This window comes from Marinobacter daqiaonensis (assembly GCF_900115285.1).
GTDB lineage: Bacteria > Pseudomonadota > Gammaproteobacteria > Pseudomonadales > Oleiphilaceae > Marinobacter > Marinobacter daqiaonensis.
This window is the reverse complement of sequence record NZ_FOYW01000001.1, coordinates 754,014-770,499: the sequence shown is the minus strand read 5'-3', so window position 1 is coordinate 770,499 and position 16,486 is coordinate 754,014. Positions and strand designations below refer to the sequence as shown.

The 16,486-nt window shown below is 60.5% G+C and carries 15 protein-coding genes and 2 pseudogenes; 8 read left to right on the top strand and 9 right to left on the bottom strand.

All coding sequences use genetic code 11. The features are described 5' to 3' along the window. The first annotated feature begins 68 nt into the window (after window positions 1-68). The 3 genes from purC to BM346_RS03520 all read left to right on the top strand — a co-directional run bounded on the left by purC (window position 69) and on the right by BM346_RS03520 (window position 2,714). Window positions 69-782, top strand: a complete 714-nt coding sequence (gene purC, locus BM346_RS03530; RefSeq protein ID WP_092008901.1) for a phosphoribosylaminoimidazolesuccinocarboxamide synthase — start codon at window positions 69-71, stop codon at window positions 780-782. A 97-nt stretch (window positions 783-879) separates the two neighbouring features. Further along, a complete protein-coding gene (locus BM346_RS03525; protein ID WP_092008900.1) occupies window positions 880-1,611 on the top strand; it encodes a TIGR04219 family outer membrane beta-barrel protein in 732 nt (243 codons plus the stop codon). 95 nt (window positions 1,612-1,706) lie between these two features. After that, window positions 1,707-2,714 (top strand): NAD-dependent epimerase, encoded by a 1,008-nt coding sequence (locus BM346_RS03520; protein ID WP_092013258.1) that lies wholly within the window; start codon window positions 1,707-1,709, stop codon window positions 2,712-2,714. A 7-nt stretch (window positions 2,715-2,721) separates the two neighbouring features. Here the strand turns inward: BM346_RS03520 and BM346_RS03515 are convergent, their stop codons facing one another. Genes BM346_RS03515 through BM346_RS03505 form a run of 3 tightly spaced genes read right to left on the bottom strand, consistent with a single transcriptional unit; the run spans window position 2,722 to window position 6,028 of the window. Next, complete coding sequence (locus tag BM346_RS03515; protein ID WP_092008899.1) at window positions 2,722-3,570, bottom strand: SDR family NAD(P)-dependent oxidoreductase; 849 nt, start codon at window positions 3,568-3,570, stop codon at window positions 2,722-2,724. Then, window positions 3,567-4,499 carry an alpha/beta fold hydrolase gene (locus BM346_RS03510; protein ID WP_092008898.1) on the bottom strand — a complete coding sequence of 311 codons (933 nt, stop codon included), beginning with the start codon at window positions 4,497-4,499 and terminating at the stop codon, window positions 3,567-3,569. Before BM346_RS03510 ends, BM346_RS03515 begins: the two co-directional genes overlap by 4 nt. Further along, entirely contained in the window at window positions 4,496-6,028 is a 1,533-nt protein-coding gene (locus BM346_RS03505) for a flavin-containing monooxygenase (protein ID WP_092008897.1), read from the bottom strand. Before BM346_RS03505 ends, BM346_RS03510 begins: the two co-directional genes overlap by 4 nt. A gap of 135 nt (window positions 6,029-6,163) precedes the next feature. Here BM346_RS03505 and BM346_RS03500 point away from each other — a divergent pair, with 135 nt between their 5' ends. The 4 genes from BM346_RS03500 (at window position 6,164) to BM346_RS03485 (ending at window position 10,907) form a co-directional block, all read left to right on the top strand. Then, a complete protein-coding gene (locus BM346_RS03500) occupies window positions 6,164-7,435 on the top strand; it encodes a PucR family transcriptional regulator (protein ID WP_092008896.1) in 1,272 nt (423 codons plus the stop codon). 84 nt (window positions 7,436-7,519) lie between these two features. Next, window positions 7,520-8,818, top strand: a complete 1,299-nt coding sequence (locus BM346_RS03495; protein WP_206675738.1) for a GspE/PulE family protein — start codon at window positions 7,520-7,522, stop codon at window positions 8,816-8,818. 18 nt (window positions 8,819-8,836) lie between these two features. Further along, window positions 8,837-9,499 carry an SOS response-associated peptidase gene (locus BM346_RS03490; protein WP_092008895.1) on the top strand — a complete coding sequence of 221 codons (663 nt, stop codon included), beginning with the start codon at window positions 8,837-8,839 and terminating at the stop codon, window positions 9,497-9,499. A 91-nt stretch (window positions 9,500-9,590) separates the two neighbouring features. Then, window positions 9,591-10,907, top strand: a complete 1,317-nt coding sequence (locus BM346_RS03485; RefSeq protein WP_092008894.1) for a diguanylate cyclase domain-containing protein — start codon at window positions 9,591-9,593, stop codon at window positions 10,905-10,907. 162 nt (window positions 10,908-11,069) lie between these two features. On the opposite strand, the gene fabG is transcribed toward BM346_RS03485, so the two are convergent. After that, window positions 11,070-11,813 carry a 3-oxoacyl-[acyl-carrier-protein] reductase gene (gene fabG / locus BM346_RS03480; RefSeq protein ID WP_092008893.1) on the bottom strand — a complete coding sequence of 248 codons (744 nt, stop codon included), beginning with the start codon at window positions 11,811-11,813 and terminating at the stop codon, window positions 11,070-11,072. 303 nt (window positions 11,814-12,116) lie between these two features. Between fabG and BM346_RS18030 the strand changes: the two genes are divergently transcribed. Next, the gene (locus tag BM346_RS18030) at window positions 12,117-12,320 is read left to right on the top strand and encodes a hypothetical protein (protein ID WP_167812691.1); all 204 of its coding nucleotides are present in this window, start codon (window positions 12,117-12,119) and stop codon (window positions 12,318-12,320) included. Between the two features lie 27 nt (window positions 12,321-12,347). Here BM346_RS18030 and BM346_RS18445 read toward each other — a convergent pair. From BM346_RS18445 to BM346_RS03465, 5 genes and pseudogenes are all read right to left on the bottom strand, one after another. Next, window positions 12,348-12,545, bottom strand: a pseudogene (locus tag BM346_RS18445) (M12 family metallopeptidase); the annotation flags it as partial. Window positions 12,546-12,618: 73 nt separating this feature from the next. Then, window positions 12,619-12,876: pseudogene (locus BM346_RS18440) on the bottom strand (M12 family metallopeptidase); the annotation flags it as partial. Further along, entirely contained in the window at window positions 12,866-13,054 is a 189-nt protein-coding gene (locus tag BM346_RS18025) for a hypothetical protein (RefSeq protein WP_167812700.1), read from the bottom strand. The gene BM346_RS18025 and the pseudogene BM346_RS18440, both read right to left, overlap by 11 nt. Before the next feature lie 80 nt (window positions 13,055-13,134). Beyond that, entirely contained in the window at window positions 13,135-14,796 is a 1,662-nt protein-coding gene (locus BM346_RS03470; RefSeq protein WP_092008891.1) for an AMP-binding protein, read from the bottom strand. A 7-nt stretch (window positions 14,797-14,803) separates the two neighbouring features. Further along, window positions 14,804-16,450: an AMP-binding protein gene (locus BM346_RS03465; RefSeq protein WP_092008890.1), complete on the bottom strand. Its 1,647-nt coding sequence runs from the start codon at window positions 16,448-16,450 to the stop codon at window positions 14,804-14,806. Window positions 16,451-16,486 lie beyond the last annotated feature (36 nt).

Below are 16,486 nucleotides of genomic sequence, written 5' to 3'. Positions count from 1 at the left end.
GCCGAACCGGGCCTGAAACGATTAACGCTGCGGTTCTCTGACCCAGAGTCAGGCCGCCGGAGACTGAAATGGAAAAGCGCAAAGAACTCTACGCCGGCAAGGCCAAGTCGGTATTCACCACTGATGATCCCGAACGTTTCGTGCTGGTGTTCCGTGATGACACCTCGGCCTTTGACGGCCAGAAAAAGGAACAGCTCAAACGCAAGGGCATGGTGAACAATCGCTTCAACGCCTTCATCATGGAAAAGCTGGAGGCGGCCGGCGTGCCCACGCACTTCGACCGGCTGCTGTCGCCCGCGGAATCCCTGGTCAAGAAGCTCACCATGATTCCGGTGGAGTGCGTGGTGCGGAATGTGTCCGCGGGCAGTCTGTGCCGTCGTCTCGGCGTGGAAGAGGGGCAGGACCTGAACCCGCCGACCTATGAACTGTTCCTCAAGAACGACGAGCTGCACGACCCCATGGTGAACGAGTCCCTGGCGGTGACCTTTGGCTGGGCAACGGCCGGGGAACTGGAGCAGATGAAGGAGCTGACCTACAGGGTCAACGACGTTCTCAAGTCCCTGTTTGCCGATGCCGGCATGCTGCTGGTGGACTACAAACTGGAATTCGGTCGCTGCGAAGGCCGCATCGTCCTGGGTGACGAGTTCAGCCCGGACGGCTGCCGGATCTGGGACCGGGAGACCCGCAAGAAGATGGACAAGGATCGCTTCCGTCAGGGACTGGGCGACGTTATCGAGACCTACGAGGAAGTGGGTCGCCGCCTCGGTGTCGAGTTTGACTGAGGCCCCCGCGACAGGGGCCTCACGGCCCCTTTTTAATGCTCAGCATCCTGTTTGCTGACTTCTGACCCTTACACCCTGAATGTCCCCGGAGTGCACCATGAAAAAATTACCAATTGCCGTTACCGCATCACTGCTTGCATTCGCTCCGGTCGCGAGTGCCGATGTGCTGGGATTCGGCGCCAGCGTCGGATACTGGGATTCCGATCTCTCCGGCGAGGCGTCCCGTGGCAACGACCAGGTGGATGTGGAGAACGATCTGAACCTGAGCAATAACGATGAGATCAACCTGTCAGCTTACCTTGAGCATCCGATTCCGCTGCTGCCCAACGTACGCCTGAGTTACGTCAGGATCGACCAGGAAGGCCGCGGTCAGCTCTCCACCAGCTTTGACGTGCTTCCCTCCGGCGTTAACGTGTCTTCCCAGCTGGACTGGACCCAGGCCGACCTGACGCTCTATTACGAGGTGCTGGACAACTGGGTCAACCTCGACCTCGGTCTGACCGCCCGTAACCTGGATGCCGAGCTGGTGGTCCAGGAGGTGAACAGCACGGCTGTCAGTCGTACCGAAGTGGATGCGGTTCTTCCCATGCTGTATGCCGCCGCACGATTTGACCTGCCGCTCACCGGCCTGTCCGTGGGTGCCCACGGCAACGTCATCGGCTACGATGGCGATTCCATCTACGACTACGACGCCTATGCCCAGTACCAGTTCGTGGGCGTCCAGTTGCGGGCCGGCTACCGCCAGATGACCGTGGACTATGAAGACGGCGACGACCGTCTCGACGTGGACATTGCCGGGCCCTTCGTCAGTGCCGGCTTCAGTTTCTGAGACCGGTCGTCCCGCCGGGGACAGGGTATGAATCCGGTGCGCCCCGGCGGGGGCGCCGGAGTATCGGCTGAAACATGAGGCAACAGGGAAAGCCCGTGAAGATTCTAGTTACCGGCACGGCCGGATTCATCGGATTTCACCTCGCCCGGCGACTGTTGGAGCGGGGAGACGAGGTTATCGGTGTCGACAACGTCAACGCCTACTATGACATCGCCCTGAAAGAGGCCCGCCTCGATCGACTCAGGGATTACGACGGATATACCGAAGTCCGGCAGGACATCGCCGACCGGCCGGCCATGGAGGCGCTGTTTACCCGGACACAGCCACAACGGGTCGCTCATATGGCTGCCCAGGCTGGCGTCCGGTATTCCATCGAGAATCCGCATGCCTATGTGGACTCCAACCTGGTGGGCTTCGTCAACATCCTGGAAGGCTGCCGTCATAATTCGGTAGAGCACCTGGTCTACGCTTCCAGCAGTTCCGTCTACGGCGCCAATGAAACCATGCCGTTCTCGGTCCAAGACAATGTGGATCATCCCGTCAGCCTCTACGCTGCCTCAAAAAAGGCCAATGAGCTGATGGCGCACACCTACAGTCATCTCTACGACCTGCCCACCACCGGCCTGAGATTCTTCACGGTATACGGTCCCTGGGGCCGGCCGGACATGGCGCCGTTCATCTTCACACGCAAGATCCTCGCCGGAGAGCCCATTGACGTCTTCAACTTCGGGCACCACAAACGGGACTTCACCTATATCGATGATATCGTGGAGGGAGTGGTGCGGACCCTCGATCACGTTGCCCGACCCAATCCCCAGTGGAGCGGGCTGAACCCGGATGCCGGTTCAGGCAAGGGGCCATACCGGCTCTACAATATCGGCAGCAATAACCCGACAGAGCTGGCACGGTTCATCGAAGTCATCGAGGAGAAGACCGGCAGGACAGCGGAAAAGAACTACCTTCCGATGCAGCCCGGGGATGTGCCGGCCACCTACGCCGACGTCGACTCCCTGATCGCCGACGTCGGCTACCGCCCGACCACCTCCCTCGAGGAGGGCATGGGTCGGTTCGTGGACTGGTACCGGGACTTTTACAACGTCTGAAAGAGCGTCAGGGCCTGCCAGCCTCGCCTTGTGGATCGTTCAGGACGCCGTAGTGTTCGGGGTCCAGCAGGTCCTCCATTTCCCTGAACAGGACCCGGTTTCGCTTTTCCAGGGACATGGCCCAGGACGCCAGCCAGAGTCTCCGGGCCTGGTGCCCGTAGACCAGCCTCTGCTTGCCGGACCGAATACAGCGGATGACCTGCTCAACAATGTCATCCGGCTCGGTCTTCAGGTACTTTTCGGTGAATTCCTCGCCTTTCGCCGCGCCGCTGGCGATGTTGGTGCGAATCCCGCCCGGATGGACCAGGTGGACCGAAATCGGTGACTGCTCCAGCTCCACCATCAACGACTCCGTGAAGCCGCGGACTGCGAATTTTGAGGCGCAATAGTCGGAGTTGTTGGGTGTTCCCACCAGGCCGAAGACACTGGAAACATTGACCACAGCCCCTTCGCCATTGGCCAGCAGCTGGGGCAGGAAAGCACGGGTGCCGTAGACCACGCCAAAAAAGTTGATCTGCATGACCCGCTCATAGGAGTCGTCGCCGAGCAACCACGATGGCAGGCCCTCCCCGGAAACGCCGGCGTTATTGATGACGACATGGGCATGGCCCAGTTCGGCTTTCACCCTGGCGGCAAAGTCGTACATGTGCTCCCGGTTGCCTACGTCGAACGCGGAGGTCAGCAGGGGTCTGTGGCTGAGGTCCCGTACCAGTACCGCCGTTTGCTCGAGGCTTTCGAGGTGATAGTCGTTCAGGGCCAGTATCGCCCCCAGGCGGGCGAATGCCAGGGCGTAGGCGCGACCCATGCCTGAGCCGGCGCCGGTGATCACCACCACCCTGTCGGTAAACTGTTTCATGGCCGTGCCTCCCACTGTCCGGCGGCCCCGCGGGCATGGGCAACGATGGCGTCCGTCAGCTCCGGTATTACCGGCTCAGGAAAGGCATGTCCCATGCCGGGGATGGTCACCAGCCGGGCGCCCTGGATGGCGGCGGCCGTGGCCTGTCCTCCACTTGGTGCCACCATCAGGTCCCGGTCACCGTGAATCACCAGGGTGGGTGTGGAGATCTTTTGCAGCTGTGGCGTCCGGTCGCCGGACCTGATGATCGCTCCTATCTGGCGGGCCACTCCCTGATGGGCCATCTCGCCATGGCCGCGATCCCATCCTTCGGCGGCATAGCTTGCATGGGTCTCCTCGCAAAGGGGGTAGGTGGTGGGGCCGATGTGCCTCATCATGGCCAGGTGCCCGTTCACGTAGGCCTGCCGGGTCCGGGCGGGAGGAGCGATCAGGCGCAGCAGTGAGGAAACCGCAGGCTGGCCAACCCGCCTGTTGCCGGTGGTGGAGAAAATCGAGGTCAGGGAGGTCAGACGCCGGGGTTCCAGTACCGCCATGGTCTGGGAGATCATGCCCCCCATGGACATCCCCACCACGTGGCTCTTTTCAATCTCCAGATGGTCCAGCAGGCCGAGCGCGTCCCGTGCCATGTCTGCCAGGTCGTAACCATCGCCGGACGGCATCCTCAGAAATTGCCGTACCCGCCCCGGCGGCGGTCCCGACTGCAGAGAGGACCGGCCCACGTCACGGTTGTCGAATACCACGACCCGGTAGCCCTCAGCTGACAGCCTTTCGATCATGGTGGCTGGCCAAGAGGTCAGCTGCAGGCCCAGGCCCGCCACCAGCAACAGCGGCTCGCCCTCGCCAGGGCCATACTCCCGGTAACACAGGCGCAGCCCGTCTGACACCTCACAGAAGCGATCTTCAGCCGGAAACCGGACGTGCGCATTCATGGGGATACCTCTTCGGTCTGTTCTGCTTCCGAGGTGGCGCGCTTGCCGGTGGCGGAGACAGAGGAGAATTTCAGCGCGGGATCGGTTACCGGGCCGTGGCGCAGCACTTCGGAATCCACCCGGTAATCCATGGGCATCAGCCAGGGCGCGTGCTCGCCCTGCCTGGGCAGCATATCGATGGAGCGCTGCACGTAGCCCGCGTCAAAATCCAGTAATGGCCGAGTCGGCATGTCAGGGGAGGGCAGTTCCGGACAGCAGACGTCGTAACCATGTTGCTTCATGTGATTGAGCAACCGGCACAGGTGCTCGGCAACCAAGCCTACCTTCAGGGTCCAGGAGGCATTGGTATAACCGATGGCGAAGGCGAAATTCGGCAGACCACTGAGCATCATGCCCTTGTAGGCCACGGTGCGGGACAGGTCCACATCCCTGCCATCCTTGCTCAGGCGGATACCGCCGAACAGTTGCAGGTTGAGCCCGGTGGCGGTGACGATGATATCCGCCTCGAGTTCCTGGCCGGACTTCAGCCGCACCCCCTTTTCCGTAAAGGTATCGATATGGTCGGTCACCACGGAGGCCTTGCCCTGGGAGATGACCTGGAACAGGTCGCCGTCAGGTACCACGCAAAGGCGCTGGTCCCAGGGGTTGTAGGGTGGATTGAAGTGTTCGTCCACCGGATAGCCCTTGGGCAGCGCCCGCTTGTTGAGCCGGCGTATCAGCCGTCTGGCGGCCTTCGGGTATTTCTGACAGAAGCGCCAGATGTTGCGGGAGAGGGTAATGTTCTTGCCACGGGTGAGGGCGTAGGCTTTTTCCGCCGGCAGAACTTTGGCAAGCAGCTTGGCGATGGCATCCTCGGAGGGCAGGCTCATCACATAGCTGGGGGTACGTTGCAGCATGGTGACGTGGGCCGCCTTTTCGGTCATGGCCGGCACCAGAGTGATGGCCGTGGCACCACTGCCGATCACCAGAACCCGCTTGCCGGCATAGTCCAGGTTTTCAGGCCAGTGCTGGGGATGGATCAGTTCTCCCCGGAAGCGTTCGCTACCGGGGAACGAAGGGGCATAGCCCTCATCGTAGCGGTAGTATCCGGCGGCGGAGAAAAGCCACTTGCAGACAAAACGCCGGGGCTCGCCGCCTTCTCCCTGTTCCACCTCGACGAACCAGCGCGCCTCCTCCGAGGACCAGTCGGCATGCTTCACCCGGTGCTGGTACCGGATATGCTGGTCAATGCCGTTCTCGGCAGCGGTCTCTCGCAGATAACCGAGAATTGAATCCGCCCCGGCAATCGCCTTGTCATCCACCCAGGGTTTGAATTCATAGCCAAAGGTGTGGAGGTCCGAGTCCGAACGGATACCCGGGTAGCGAAACAGATCCCAGGTGCCGCCGCTGGCCGAGCGTGATTCGAGAATGGTGTAGGAGATATCGGGAACGTTCTCCTGCAGATAGCGGGCAATGCCGATGCCCGACAGGCCCGCGCCGATAATCAGAACATCTGTGTGCTCTGTCTTTTCTTGTTGTTGTCCGGGCATAACGACCTCTCTGTGCGCTTGTGGTGGCCCAATTCCATCCTATGGGCTCACTGTTCCCGCAACAAGGTACACTTGGCACCTGGATAAGGTTTATATTGTGCATTCTATCCCTTTCCCCGGAGCGGACGTCCTGCCATGACTACCGGTAGCCCCACCAGAAGCGAAGCACTGTCCAATGATGTACCCCGGAGCGTGCTTGACCTCCTCAGACGGGGGGCGGAACAGGTACTCAGTTCCCCGGTCGAGTGGCTCAGTGAAATCGACAATGCCAGCATGACTGTGGATGTTCCCGGGGCGATGGCCGAAGACCCCGTACTGGCCGCCGCCACGAGACGGGCCAACCGGGGCAGTCTGACCCACTGGGCCCTCGCCAACGTGGAAAAACCGGGCGCGCCGGTTGCGCCCTATATTTCCGAGGATATGAAAAGCAATGCCAGGGAGCTGGTACGCCTGGGTGTTCCCGAGCTGATGTTCTCGGCAGCCCGGGCAGCCCAGAACGCGGCCTGGAACCTGTGGATGAAAGTGGCGTTCGAGCTGACCGACGATCCCGCCCAGCTGCGCCAGCTCCTGGAGTTGTCGTCCCGGTCGGTCAACGGGTTTGTGGAGGCCAACATGGAAGGCATCACCGCCATCATGCGGGATGAGCGGGAGAAGCTGATCCGTAGCGGCCAGGTTGATCGGCGGGAGCTCATCACCCGGGTGCTGGAAGGTGATCTGACCAGCGTGCCCAGGCTCAACATCCAGCTGAAGTACGCGGTGGATCAGCCCCAGCTGGCGGCGATCGTCTGGTGTGAGGATCCCAACGTGGAAATCTCCCGGCTGGAGGGCGTCTCCCGGACGTTCGCCCGATGCGCGGGCACCAGCGAGGTGCTCACCGTCGCCGCCAACTCGGCGACCCTGTGGGTCTGGTGTCACGCCACGGCTCCTCTCGACCTTCCGCAGATGGAGCAGTATCTCAGTAACCTGTCCGGTGTTTACGTGACGGTCGGCTCAGAGGGCACAGGCCTGGACGGTTTCCGCCGGTCCCATCTGGAAGCGGCGACCACGCAACGGGTCTTTGGCCGCCTGCGCCCCAAAAGCCGGATCGTCGTTTTTGACCAGATCCGCCTGGTCTCGCTGATGTCCGAAGATCCGGAGGCAACCCGGCAATTCGTCTCCCATACGCTGGGTGACCTGGCCTCCGCCGGCGTGGAGCTTCAGCAGGCGTTGCTGACCTATCTCAGTCATGGCTGCAATGCCGCCCAGGCCACGAAACGGCTGCATACCCATCGGAATACCCTCCTGCGCCGGCTGGCCCGCGCCGAGGAACTGCTGCCACGGCCACTGGCGGAGAACCGCATTCACGTTGCCGCTGCCCTTGAGCTGCTCACCTGGAGCAATGGCCAGAAGCGGATACCGGGCGGTTGAGCACGGACCGCTCCGCACCCTTCGTCTGACGCTGGAACCCCATTTGCTATACTCCCCGGACATCGTGTTTTAAAGGAGTCGGTAATGGACGGTAAAAGTAGGGCCGAGCAGCGGTTTGAGCGGCATCTTCGGGATTACCTCATGGTCGAGTACCAGCGGCTGGTGGAGGAAGAGGAAGACGAGGAACGCCGCGAAACCCTGGAAGCCCACGCCCTGCTCAGTGATGCGGTCCGGGCCCGGGCCACCGATCTTCACCTGGACCCGCTTCCGGACCATTACCGTGTCCGTCTCAGAATCGACGGTATGATGGTGGATGCCCTGGAGGTTTCCCCGGACCAGGGCCGGCGGTTGGGAAACCAGTTCAAGGCCATGGCGAGACTCGATCCCATTCCATCGGTCAATTGTAACGAAGGCAGTTTTTTCTACAGTCTCGACGAAAGAGACCTGGACCTGCGGGTCACCGCCGTTCCCTGCGTTTCCGGCGACAAGCTGGCAATCCGCGTGCTGTCTCCGCCGGAGGCGGTGCAGCAGGTAAAACACCTGGGTATACCCGAACAGGGGGCGGACTGGATCCGTCGATGGCTGGACGCCACCGGTGGCATGTTCCTGGTGGCGGGCCCCACTGGCAGCGGCAAGACCACGACCCTTTATACAATCCTCCATGAACTGAAGCTCGCCGACAGCCACGTCATTACCCTGGAAGACCCGGTCGAGTACGAGATACCGGGCATCAACCAGATCCAGGTGGATCCGCGCCATGACCTGACCTTTGCCAGCGGGACCCTGGCAACACTGCGGCTGGACCCGGACTACGTTCTGATTGGTGAGATCCGTGATGTGCCCTCGGCCCAGGCGGCGGTCAGCGTTGCCACCAGTGGCCGCTCCCTCATGGGAACCCTGCACAGCCGCGATTCGGTGGGTACTGTGACTGCCCTGCGTAACCTTGGCCTGGACGATTACGAGATTGCCGCCAACCTGGGTCTTGTGGCAGCCCAGAGGCTTGTCCGCAAGCTCTGCCCCGAATGCAGGACCCGGCGGGCCCCCGACGAGATCGAAACCCAGTGGCTCACGGATTGCGGTCGCGAAGTGCCGGAAGAAACCTGGGCGGCCGCAGGCTGCTCCGAATGCGACAACCTGGGATTCCGTGGCCGGATCGGTATCTTCGAGGTGTGGCAGCCCACGGAAGCGGATTACGCGCGGATTCTGCGCCAGGAGGACGAACACTCCCTGCGCCATGCTCTTATTGAGCGGAGTCACCCGCTGATGCTGGATGACGGCCTGGCCAAGGTGGAAGACGGGCAGACCACGTTGCGTGAGCTGCTCCGCACCGGTGTGCTTCTCCCCGGTCAGAAACTGGCCCCCGCGAGCTATCCCGCGCCCTGACGGCTGAATGGAGGCGCCATGTGCGGCCGTTTCAATGTCAACGATGACCCCCTGGTGCGGGACCTGATGGAACAGCTCGGGGTGGCCCGCCGCCCCCGGCCTCGGCTGAACGTGGCCCCGGGAAGCGCCGCCGAAGTGGTGCTGGACGCGGGAGAGGGCCGGCAGCTGGTGGAAGGCATGTGGTCGCTGTTGATCGAGCCCCATCCCGATGGTGAAGGCTACCGGCCGAACCCCAGGTTCAAGACCTTCAACGCCCGCAGCGACCGGCTGACCTCGAGCCCCTTGTGGAAACGGGTCTACCCGAAGCAGCGCTGCATCGTACCCATGTCGGCCTTCCACGAATGGCGCAGCGGGCAGGTCTACAACATTCACCCGGACGGCGAGGCCATCGCCATGGCCGGGCTATGGCAGCGCTACCGCAATGGTGATGACGAGGTGATCTCCTTCACCACCATCACGCTGCCGCCGCACCCGCGATTCAGCCACATCCACGACAAGAGTCTTCCCTTGATGCTCAGGCCCGAGGACTTCGACGCCTGGCTCGACCCGGACTTCCACCAGGTGGATGCCTTCCAGGGTCTTATGCGCCCGCACATTCCGGTGCCGCTGATCTGCGAGCCGGTAAACAGCCCCAAGGACCTGAAGCCCGTTGGAGAGCCGGAGCGCATCGAGGCTGATTAGCGTGACAGGCTGACTTTTTCTGTCGTTCTCATCGTTTCCACATTATGCTGGTTGCCAGTAACGCTCGCTTTTCGAGCGTAAGGCCGTGCCGATGCCTGTCAACCCGGAAGTCCTGTACCCGAAACTCATTAATCTCCTGCTGGACACCGTATTCGTGGTGGATGAATCCGGCACAATCATCTTTATCAGCGACGCCTGTGAGCAACTGCTCGGCTATACCGCGACCGAGATGAAAGGGACACCGATCACCAATTACATTCACCCGGACGACCTTGACAGAACACTCCAGGCCGCCAGCCGGATCATGAGTGGTCAGTCCCACATCCATTTTGAAAATCGTTACCTGCGCAAGGATGGCGACACGGTGAATATCCTCTGGTCGGCCCGCTGGTCTGACGATGACCGTTGGCGGATAGCGGTCGCCCGGGACGTGACGGCGCTGCGCAGGGCGGATCAGACCCGGGATGCAATGTACCGCATCTCCGAAGCGGCTCAGGCAGCGGACACTCTTCGGGCGTTCTGCGATGGCGTCCGCGAGGTGATTGGCCAATTGTTCCCGGGGGATGAACTCCAACTCGCGTTCCATGATCCGGCCAGAGGAATGCTCAGACTCCCTGACTGGCCCTCCGCCCGTTCCGGCAGCTGGTTGGAAAGACCCATTGAAGCCGGACGGGAGCTCGACGACCTCATCCTCAGGGCAGAGGCTCACCAGGCCCCGGATGAGCAGAATCACCGGGACGTGGTCCCGCCTCCGGAGCAGGCTGGGTTTATGGGTATATCCCTGATGACCTCGGACACCGTATTGGGAGCGATAGTCGTCAAGAAGGGGTCGAAAGGCGCTGTCTTCCGGTCGGCCGACCGGGAGCTTCTCCAGTTCGTCGCTACCCAGGTCGCTATCGTCGCCGCCCGCAAGCAGGCCGAAGAAGCCCTGCGATTCAGGGCTCATCACGATTCTCTGACCGGCCTCACCAACCGCTACCTTTTTTGGGACAGGCTGGAGATGGCGCTGCGGTCAGCAGCCAGAAATCAGCAGCGGCTGGCGCTACTGTGCCTGGACCTGAACGACTTCAAACGGATCAACGACACCTGGGGCCACGACGCCGGTGATGAGGTGATCAGGGAGGTGGCTCGCCGGCTCGAGCGTGGAACCAGAGAAACGGACACCATTGCCCGAATGGGAGGGGACGAGTACACGATTCTGCTGACCGACATCGGTGAGTCATCGTCCGTTGACGCAGCAGTGGGGAAATTGCGCAACCTGGTGGCAGAGCCCATGGACATCGCTGGCGAGGTGTTTCATGTCACTTGCAGTATCGGCGTGGCCCGCTATCCGGAGGATGGCACCACCGCGAGGGAGTTACTGGGTAAAGCGGACGTAAAAATGTACCTGAACAAGAAGGGTAACTGAGGACCCATAGATATTGTCTGTCTCAACCACCTGGTCAGGTGGTTGCCAGGTACGACCCCCACCGTGACCTCCTCGGTCCCCGTCCCTGGGGTCCGGTCCCCTTTTTAGTCGGGCTCATTGCCGCACCGCAGCGGCGAACAGGCCGTGTTTCGGCGTGGGCAGCTACATATAAACCCCGCCGTTGACGTTGATCTGCTGGCCGGTGATGTAGTCCCCTTCGGCCGCAATGAATACCACCGCCCTGGCAATTTCCTCGGGCCGGCCAAAGCGCCCCATGGGTACCCGGGCAATGATTTTCTCGCGGATGTTTTCCGGAACCTGGGCAAGCATTTCGGTTTCGGTAAAGCCCGGCGCAATCGCGTTAACCGTAATATTGTACCGGGCCACCTCCAGGGCCAGCGTCTTGGTGAAGGCGATGATGCCGCCCTTGCTGGCCGCATAATTCGCCTGGCCGAAGTTGCCTGCCTGGCCGACGAAAGAGGTGATATTCACGATACGGCCGAACTTCTGTTCCATCATGATCGGCAGCACCTCGGAGCAGGTCGCATAGCAACTCCCCAGGTTGGTATCGAGCACTTCCGTCCATTCCGCATCAGAAAGGTTCTTCATGGCTTTATCGCGGGTGATGCCCGCGTTATTGACCAGTATGTCGATGTGTCCCCATTGTTCCTGGACCTGGTCGATAAGTTCACGGCCAGCTGCCATCTGTGAAAGGTCAGCCTTGAAGGCCAAGGCACGAACTCCCAGGTCTTCGAGTTCCTTTACGACATTGTTGGCGTCGTCTTCACGGGAGACATAATTGATGGCCACGTCAGCGCCGCGTTTGGCGAGTTGCAGGGCAATTTCTCTGCCGATTCCTCGGGAGGCGCCGGTAACAATTGCAGTCTTTCCTTTGAGGTCTTCCATGGCGATTTCCTCTGCCAGTCAAAGCCTTGTCTGAAGGCTGTCGGGGTTGTTGTTTTCGAGAGCCGAGCCGTTCTGATGTTATTGGTATCCCTTACATCATAAGAATTAGCAGAGGTTAAATAAGTGCACAAGATCTGAACCTGTCTATTACGCAGACAAAAAATGCCCTGCCCGTTGCCGGGCGAGGGCAAATTGTTTGACGAACCGTGCAGGGCGTTACGATGACCTCATACCGGGTGCGCCCGCGCTGGCCTTCGTTTCTGGTGACAGCCAGGTCCGTATCGCTATCGCCGAGAGCAATCGATGTTGCATAGTAGGAACTGCCCCAGTTCGAGCCGCCAGATTCGGTCGCCCTGCGACCTGTCCCTGGTAGTCCATGACGAAATATCGAGCGTTCTGACCCGCCCGGCGGGCCACGCCCAGCTCCCCATCACCGTCATTGTCGACATCACCGAAGGCCGCCGCCGTCGCGTGGTACCGGTCGCCCCACCCAAGACTGCAGGCTGATCCGGGCTGAGCCGGATAGAGCAGGTGAATCACGTCTCGATCGTTGGCGCCCAGTCCTGAACGTTGGCCCATGGTAACGCCGGATGGCGGTGACCCCTTGGGGCTGATCGTGATGCAGGAGGTGCCTGAGCAACCATCCTTGTCGAAGGCCTTTGGGCCGTAATGCATGATGGAGCCGTAGTCGTAGAGGCCGAGCCATTCGCTGTCCTGATGGATTTCGAAATTGTGCTCCTTGCCGTTCTCCCCCCCGGTTCAGGAATACACTGACGTGTTTGTCGCGGTCGGTCCGGCTCTGCTCGTGCCAGACCCCGGCGGCGTGGAGGAATTCATGCATGATACCGTCCGTGCAGCCCCCTTCCAGAGTCATATCCTGCTCACCGCCCTGGCGACCGAGCTCCCAGGAGCAACCCGACCCCTGGGAGATGAGGATGTAGTCATCAGCCGAGGAGCGGCGCTGGAGAAGACGCAGGTTGGTGCTGTTCGTCAGGCGCTGGGCGGCGTCGGAAACATTGCTGCGAATACCGGACGAAAGGTTCGCCGCGAAGTCATAGAACATCGCCTCCCGGCAACAGTACACACGGGTTGTCCACCGTTGCCAGTTCCTGGGTCTGAGTGACGTAGTGGCCTTCCTGGGATTGCCCCGCGGGCTGCTCCGGGCCGCTGGTCCAGTGGTCGAGCGCATTCGCGTCACCCAGGACGATGTCGCCCTCGACGATCGCTTTTCCATCGATCACCTCGTATTGCACCGTTGGGATTTTGCTCCCGCCGGGCAGAACCATGTCGATGGAGCGAACCGGGCATTGCGGGAGAAGTACTAGTTTTTCAGCAGTCTTCGAAGCACTTTGCCTGCCCCTGTAGCTGGAAGGGAATCACGAAACTCGATGGTTCTTGGATATTTATAGGCAGCCATGTTTTCCCTGGCCCAATCAATCAATTCCTGTTTCGACACGCGGCCCCCGTAGTCCGGATGGAGTACGACAACCAGCTTCACGGTTTCGCCCCTTTTCTCATCCGGAATGCCGATCGCCGCGCACTGCCTGATGGCCGGATGACGCAGCATCAGCGCCTCCACGTCCTCCGGGAAGACACTGTAGCCGGAACACTTGATCATCTCCTTGATACGGCCGGTGAAGAACAGGTAGCCGTCCTCATCGAAGTGGCCGACGTCACCGGTATGAACCCAGCCGTCCCGGAGTGTTTCCGCCGTAGCGTCGGGCCGTTTCCAGTAGCCTTTGAAAACACCCTTGTTACGAATCGCAATCTGCCCGCTCTTGCCCTGGGGCAGGGGAGCTCCGGTTTCGATATCAAGAATACGAATCTCGTTCTCCGGCATGGGGATGCCGCAACTGCCCCACCGGATTCTTTCCTTGGGCATGAAGGTGTCCGATGTGTGGGTTTCGCTCAGTCCAAAGGCGGCCTCATGAATCTGGCAGCCGGTTAGCGCCTTCCACTCGTCGGCCAGTTTTTCCGTTACCGGAATGCCGAAACTGGTCGCCGGGTTGTTGCGGATGCATCGCAAATCCCGCTCCTGGATACCCGGCATGTCCAGGATGGCTCTCAGCATTGGGGCAATGCTGTACCACATGTCACAACGATACACTTCAAAGGCCCGCACCACGGTCTCCGGGTCGAACCGGGGTAAAATCACGGTGGTGCGCCGGGTGTAGACCGGCATGTAGACACCGGAGTTCATCCCTGCAATATGGCAGAAGGGGGCAACCGCCAGTGAGCATCCATCGGGTTCGACCTGGTTGGCCATCATGGAAGCCGCCGTCTTGTAGAGTGCGCTGCCGAAGGTCAGCATGGCCCCCTTGGGACGGCCGGTTGTGCCAGACGTGAACGTCATCAGGGAGATATCGTTCCACAGATCGACCGGCTCACCCTCTGCCAGTGGCGGATAGTCTTTCAGGATGGACAAGAGATCCACGACGTCGCCCTCGACCGGATATCGCTCCCGCAAGAAGGCCGGTACCTCCAGTGCTGGCTCCTCCGGCAGGTAATCGGCATAGGCTGTCGAAATGACCACTGCCAGCCCGGGCACGTTGGGCTTTACCCGCTGAACGGTTGCCAACAGGTCCTCACCCACGATGACCGCGCGGGTTTCAGCGTTGCTGAGCTGGTATTCCACCTCAGCATCTTTGTACTGGGGATTCAATGGCGAGACGATAGCGCCAATCATCTGGACGGCGTAATGGGCCACCGGGTACTGGGGGCAATTCTGCAGGTAAAGCCCTACCCGGTCCCCTTTGCCGACACCTTTCTCTTTCAGAAAGGCCGCAACTTTCCGTACCGATTGCCCCAGTTCACCCCAGGTCACTTCCCGCCCATAAAATATATAGGCGACCCGATCAGGGATCTCCCGCTCGTTGTCAAACAGGTACTCGTGGATCGGCTTTTCGCCGCCGCGGTAAACCACCTCCCTGGGCAGACCGGGAGGCCAGTAGCCGTGCTGTTGTACTGTTGCTTCTTCGCTCATGGGAACCTCAGTCCTCTTTCAACAGCCGTCGAAGCACCTTGCCGGCTCCCGTGGCAGGGAGTGAATCCCGGAACTCGACGTATCTGGGGTACTTGTAGGCGGCCATGTTTTCCTTCGCCCAGTCGATGATTTCCTGTTCGGTTATCCTGCCCTCGTAATCCGGCTTGAGTACCACAAAGAGTTTGACGCTCTCGCCCCGGTTTTCGTCGGGCACGCCCACGGCGGCTGACTGGGCAATGGCGGGATGATTGAGCATCAGAGCTTCCACATCTTCAGGGAACACGCTGTAGCCGGAAGACTTGATCATTTCCTTGATCCGGCCGGTAAAGAACAGATAGTGATCGTCATCGAAATAACCGACGTCGCCGGTATAAACCCAGCCATTGCGCAGGGTTTCATCCGTGGCATCGAGCCGTTGCCAGTAGCCCTTGAACACGTAGGGGTTGCCTACAATGATCTCTCCGGATTCACCGGCGGGCTGCTCTTCACCCGTTTTCAGATTGATGATCCGGATGTCGTTGCCTGGCATGGGTTTACCACAGCTGCCCCACCGAATTGCATCCCGGGGCATGTAGGTATCCATGGTGTGGGTTTCGCTAAGGCCATAGGATGCTTCATGCATCTGGCAGCCGGTCAGTTTTTTCCATTCATCCGACAGGCTTTCGGTTACGGGAATGCCGAAACTGGTGGCGGGGTTGAAACGCAGCGACGTCAGGTTCCGGGACTGAATGTCCGGTAGGCCCAGGATTGCCCGATTCATTGGGGCGATGCTGTACCACATGTCGACCTTGTAGGTTTCGATAGCCTTGACGGTGGTTTCCGGATCAAAGCGCGGCAGAATCACCGTCGTCCAGCGGCCATAGACTCCGGCATAGACACCGAGACACATACCGGCGATATGACAGAAAGGCGCAATTGCCAATGAAGTCGTGGCTTGGTCCAGGCCGTTGGCCTGAAACAGTGCCGCGGTCTTGAAGGTTGCGGCCCCCACCGGCAACATCGCGCCCTTGGGACGACCGGTGGTACCGGACGTGAAGGTCATCAGCGCGATATCGTTTTCGAAGTCGACCGACTCTGGTTTGTCGATAGGCCGGGACTGTTCAATGGCAACCACAAGGTCCGTGGTGCCTTCGGGTGTGGCCTGCGCTCCCGCCATATCCTCCGGTACTGGCAAGGTTGGCTCATGGGGCAGGTAATCGGCATACCGGGTAGTGACCACCAGCGCCAGGTTGTCCAGCCTGGTCCGCACGGCGTCCACCATGGGGTATAGATCCGTGCCGCAGATCACCGCCCTGGCTTCAGCGTTATTCAGCTGGTATTCCACTTCTGCCGCTTTGTATTGCGGGTTCAGAGGGGTGATCACGGCACCGAGCATCTGGATTGCATAATGGGCGATCACATACTGAGGGCAATTCTGAAGATAGAGGCCGACGTGGTCGCCCTTGCCAATGCCACTGGCTCGCAGGAAGCCGGCAAGCCGCCGGGTCGATTCCGCCAGTTCACCCCAGGTGACCTCACGGCCATAGAAGATATACGCGGCCTGATCTGGCGCTTCGCTGGCATTGAGCAGCAGGTAGTCGTGCATTGGCCTTGGGCCATTGCGATAGGTCACCTGTTGTGCCGCTTCCGAAAAATTTGCATTGGAGAGAGCCATTCTAATACTCCTTTGTTCTTGTGATTGAGTTCCGGG

What these genes read in the sequence shown, in the direction of transcription:
- purC (WP_092008901.1), top strand. Translation starts at nt 69, where the DNA reads ATGGAAAAGCGCAAAGAACTCTACGCCGGCAAGGCCAAGTCGGTATTC.
- BM346_RS03525 (WP_092008900.1), top strand. Translation starts at nt 880, where the DNA reads ATGAAAAAATTACCAATTGCCGTTACCGCATCACTGCTTGCATTCGCT.
- BM346_RS03515 (WP_092008899.1), bottom strand. Translation starts at nt 3,570, where the DNA reads ATGAAACAGTTTACCGACAGGGTGGTGGTGATCACCGGCGCCGGCTCA.
- BM346_RS03510 (WP_092008898.1), bottom strand. Translation starts at nt 4,499, where the DNA reads ATGAATGCGCACGTCCGGTTTCCGGCTGAAGATCGCTTCTGTGAGGTG.
- BM346_RS03505 (WP_092008897.1), bottom strand. Translation starts at nt 6,028, where the DNA reads ATGCCCGGACAACAACAAGAAAAGACAGAGCACACAGATGTTCTGATT.
- BM346_RS03500 (WP_092008896.1), top strand. Translation starts at nt 6,164, where the DNA reads ATGACTACCGGTAGCCCCACCAGAAGCGAAGCACTGTCCAATGATGTA.
- BM346_RS03495 (WP_206675738.1), top strand. Translation starts at nt 7,520, where the DNA reads ATGGACGGTAAAAGTAGGGCCGAGCAGCGGTTTGAGCGGCATCTTCGG.
- BM346_RS03490 (WP_092008895.1), top strand. Translation starts at nt 8,837, where the DNA reads ATGTGCGGCCGTTTCAATGTCAACGATGACCCCCTGGTGCGGGACCTG.
- BM346_RS03485 (WP_092008894.1), top strand. Translation starts at nt 9,591, where the DNA reads ATGCCTGTCAACCCGGAAGTCCTGTACCCGAAACTCATTAATCTCCTG.
- fabG (WP_092008893.1), bottom strand. Translation starts at nt 11,813, where the DNA reads ATGGAAGACCTCAAAGGAAAGACTGCAATTGTTACCGGCGCCTCCCGA.
- BM346_RS18030 (WP_167812691.1), top strand. Translation starts at nt 12,117, where the DNA reads ATGTTGCATAGTAGGAACTGCCCCAGTTCGAGCCGCCAGATTCGGTCG.
- BM346_RS03470 (WP_092008891.1), bottom strand. Translation starts at nt 14,796, where the DNA reads ATGAGCGAAGAAGCAACAGTACAACAGCACGGCTACTGGCCTCCCGGT.
- BM346_RS03465 (WP_092008890.1), bottom strand. Translation starts at nt 16,450, where the DNA reads ATGGCTCTCTCCAATGCAAATTTTTCGGAAGCGGCACAACAGGTGACC.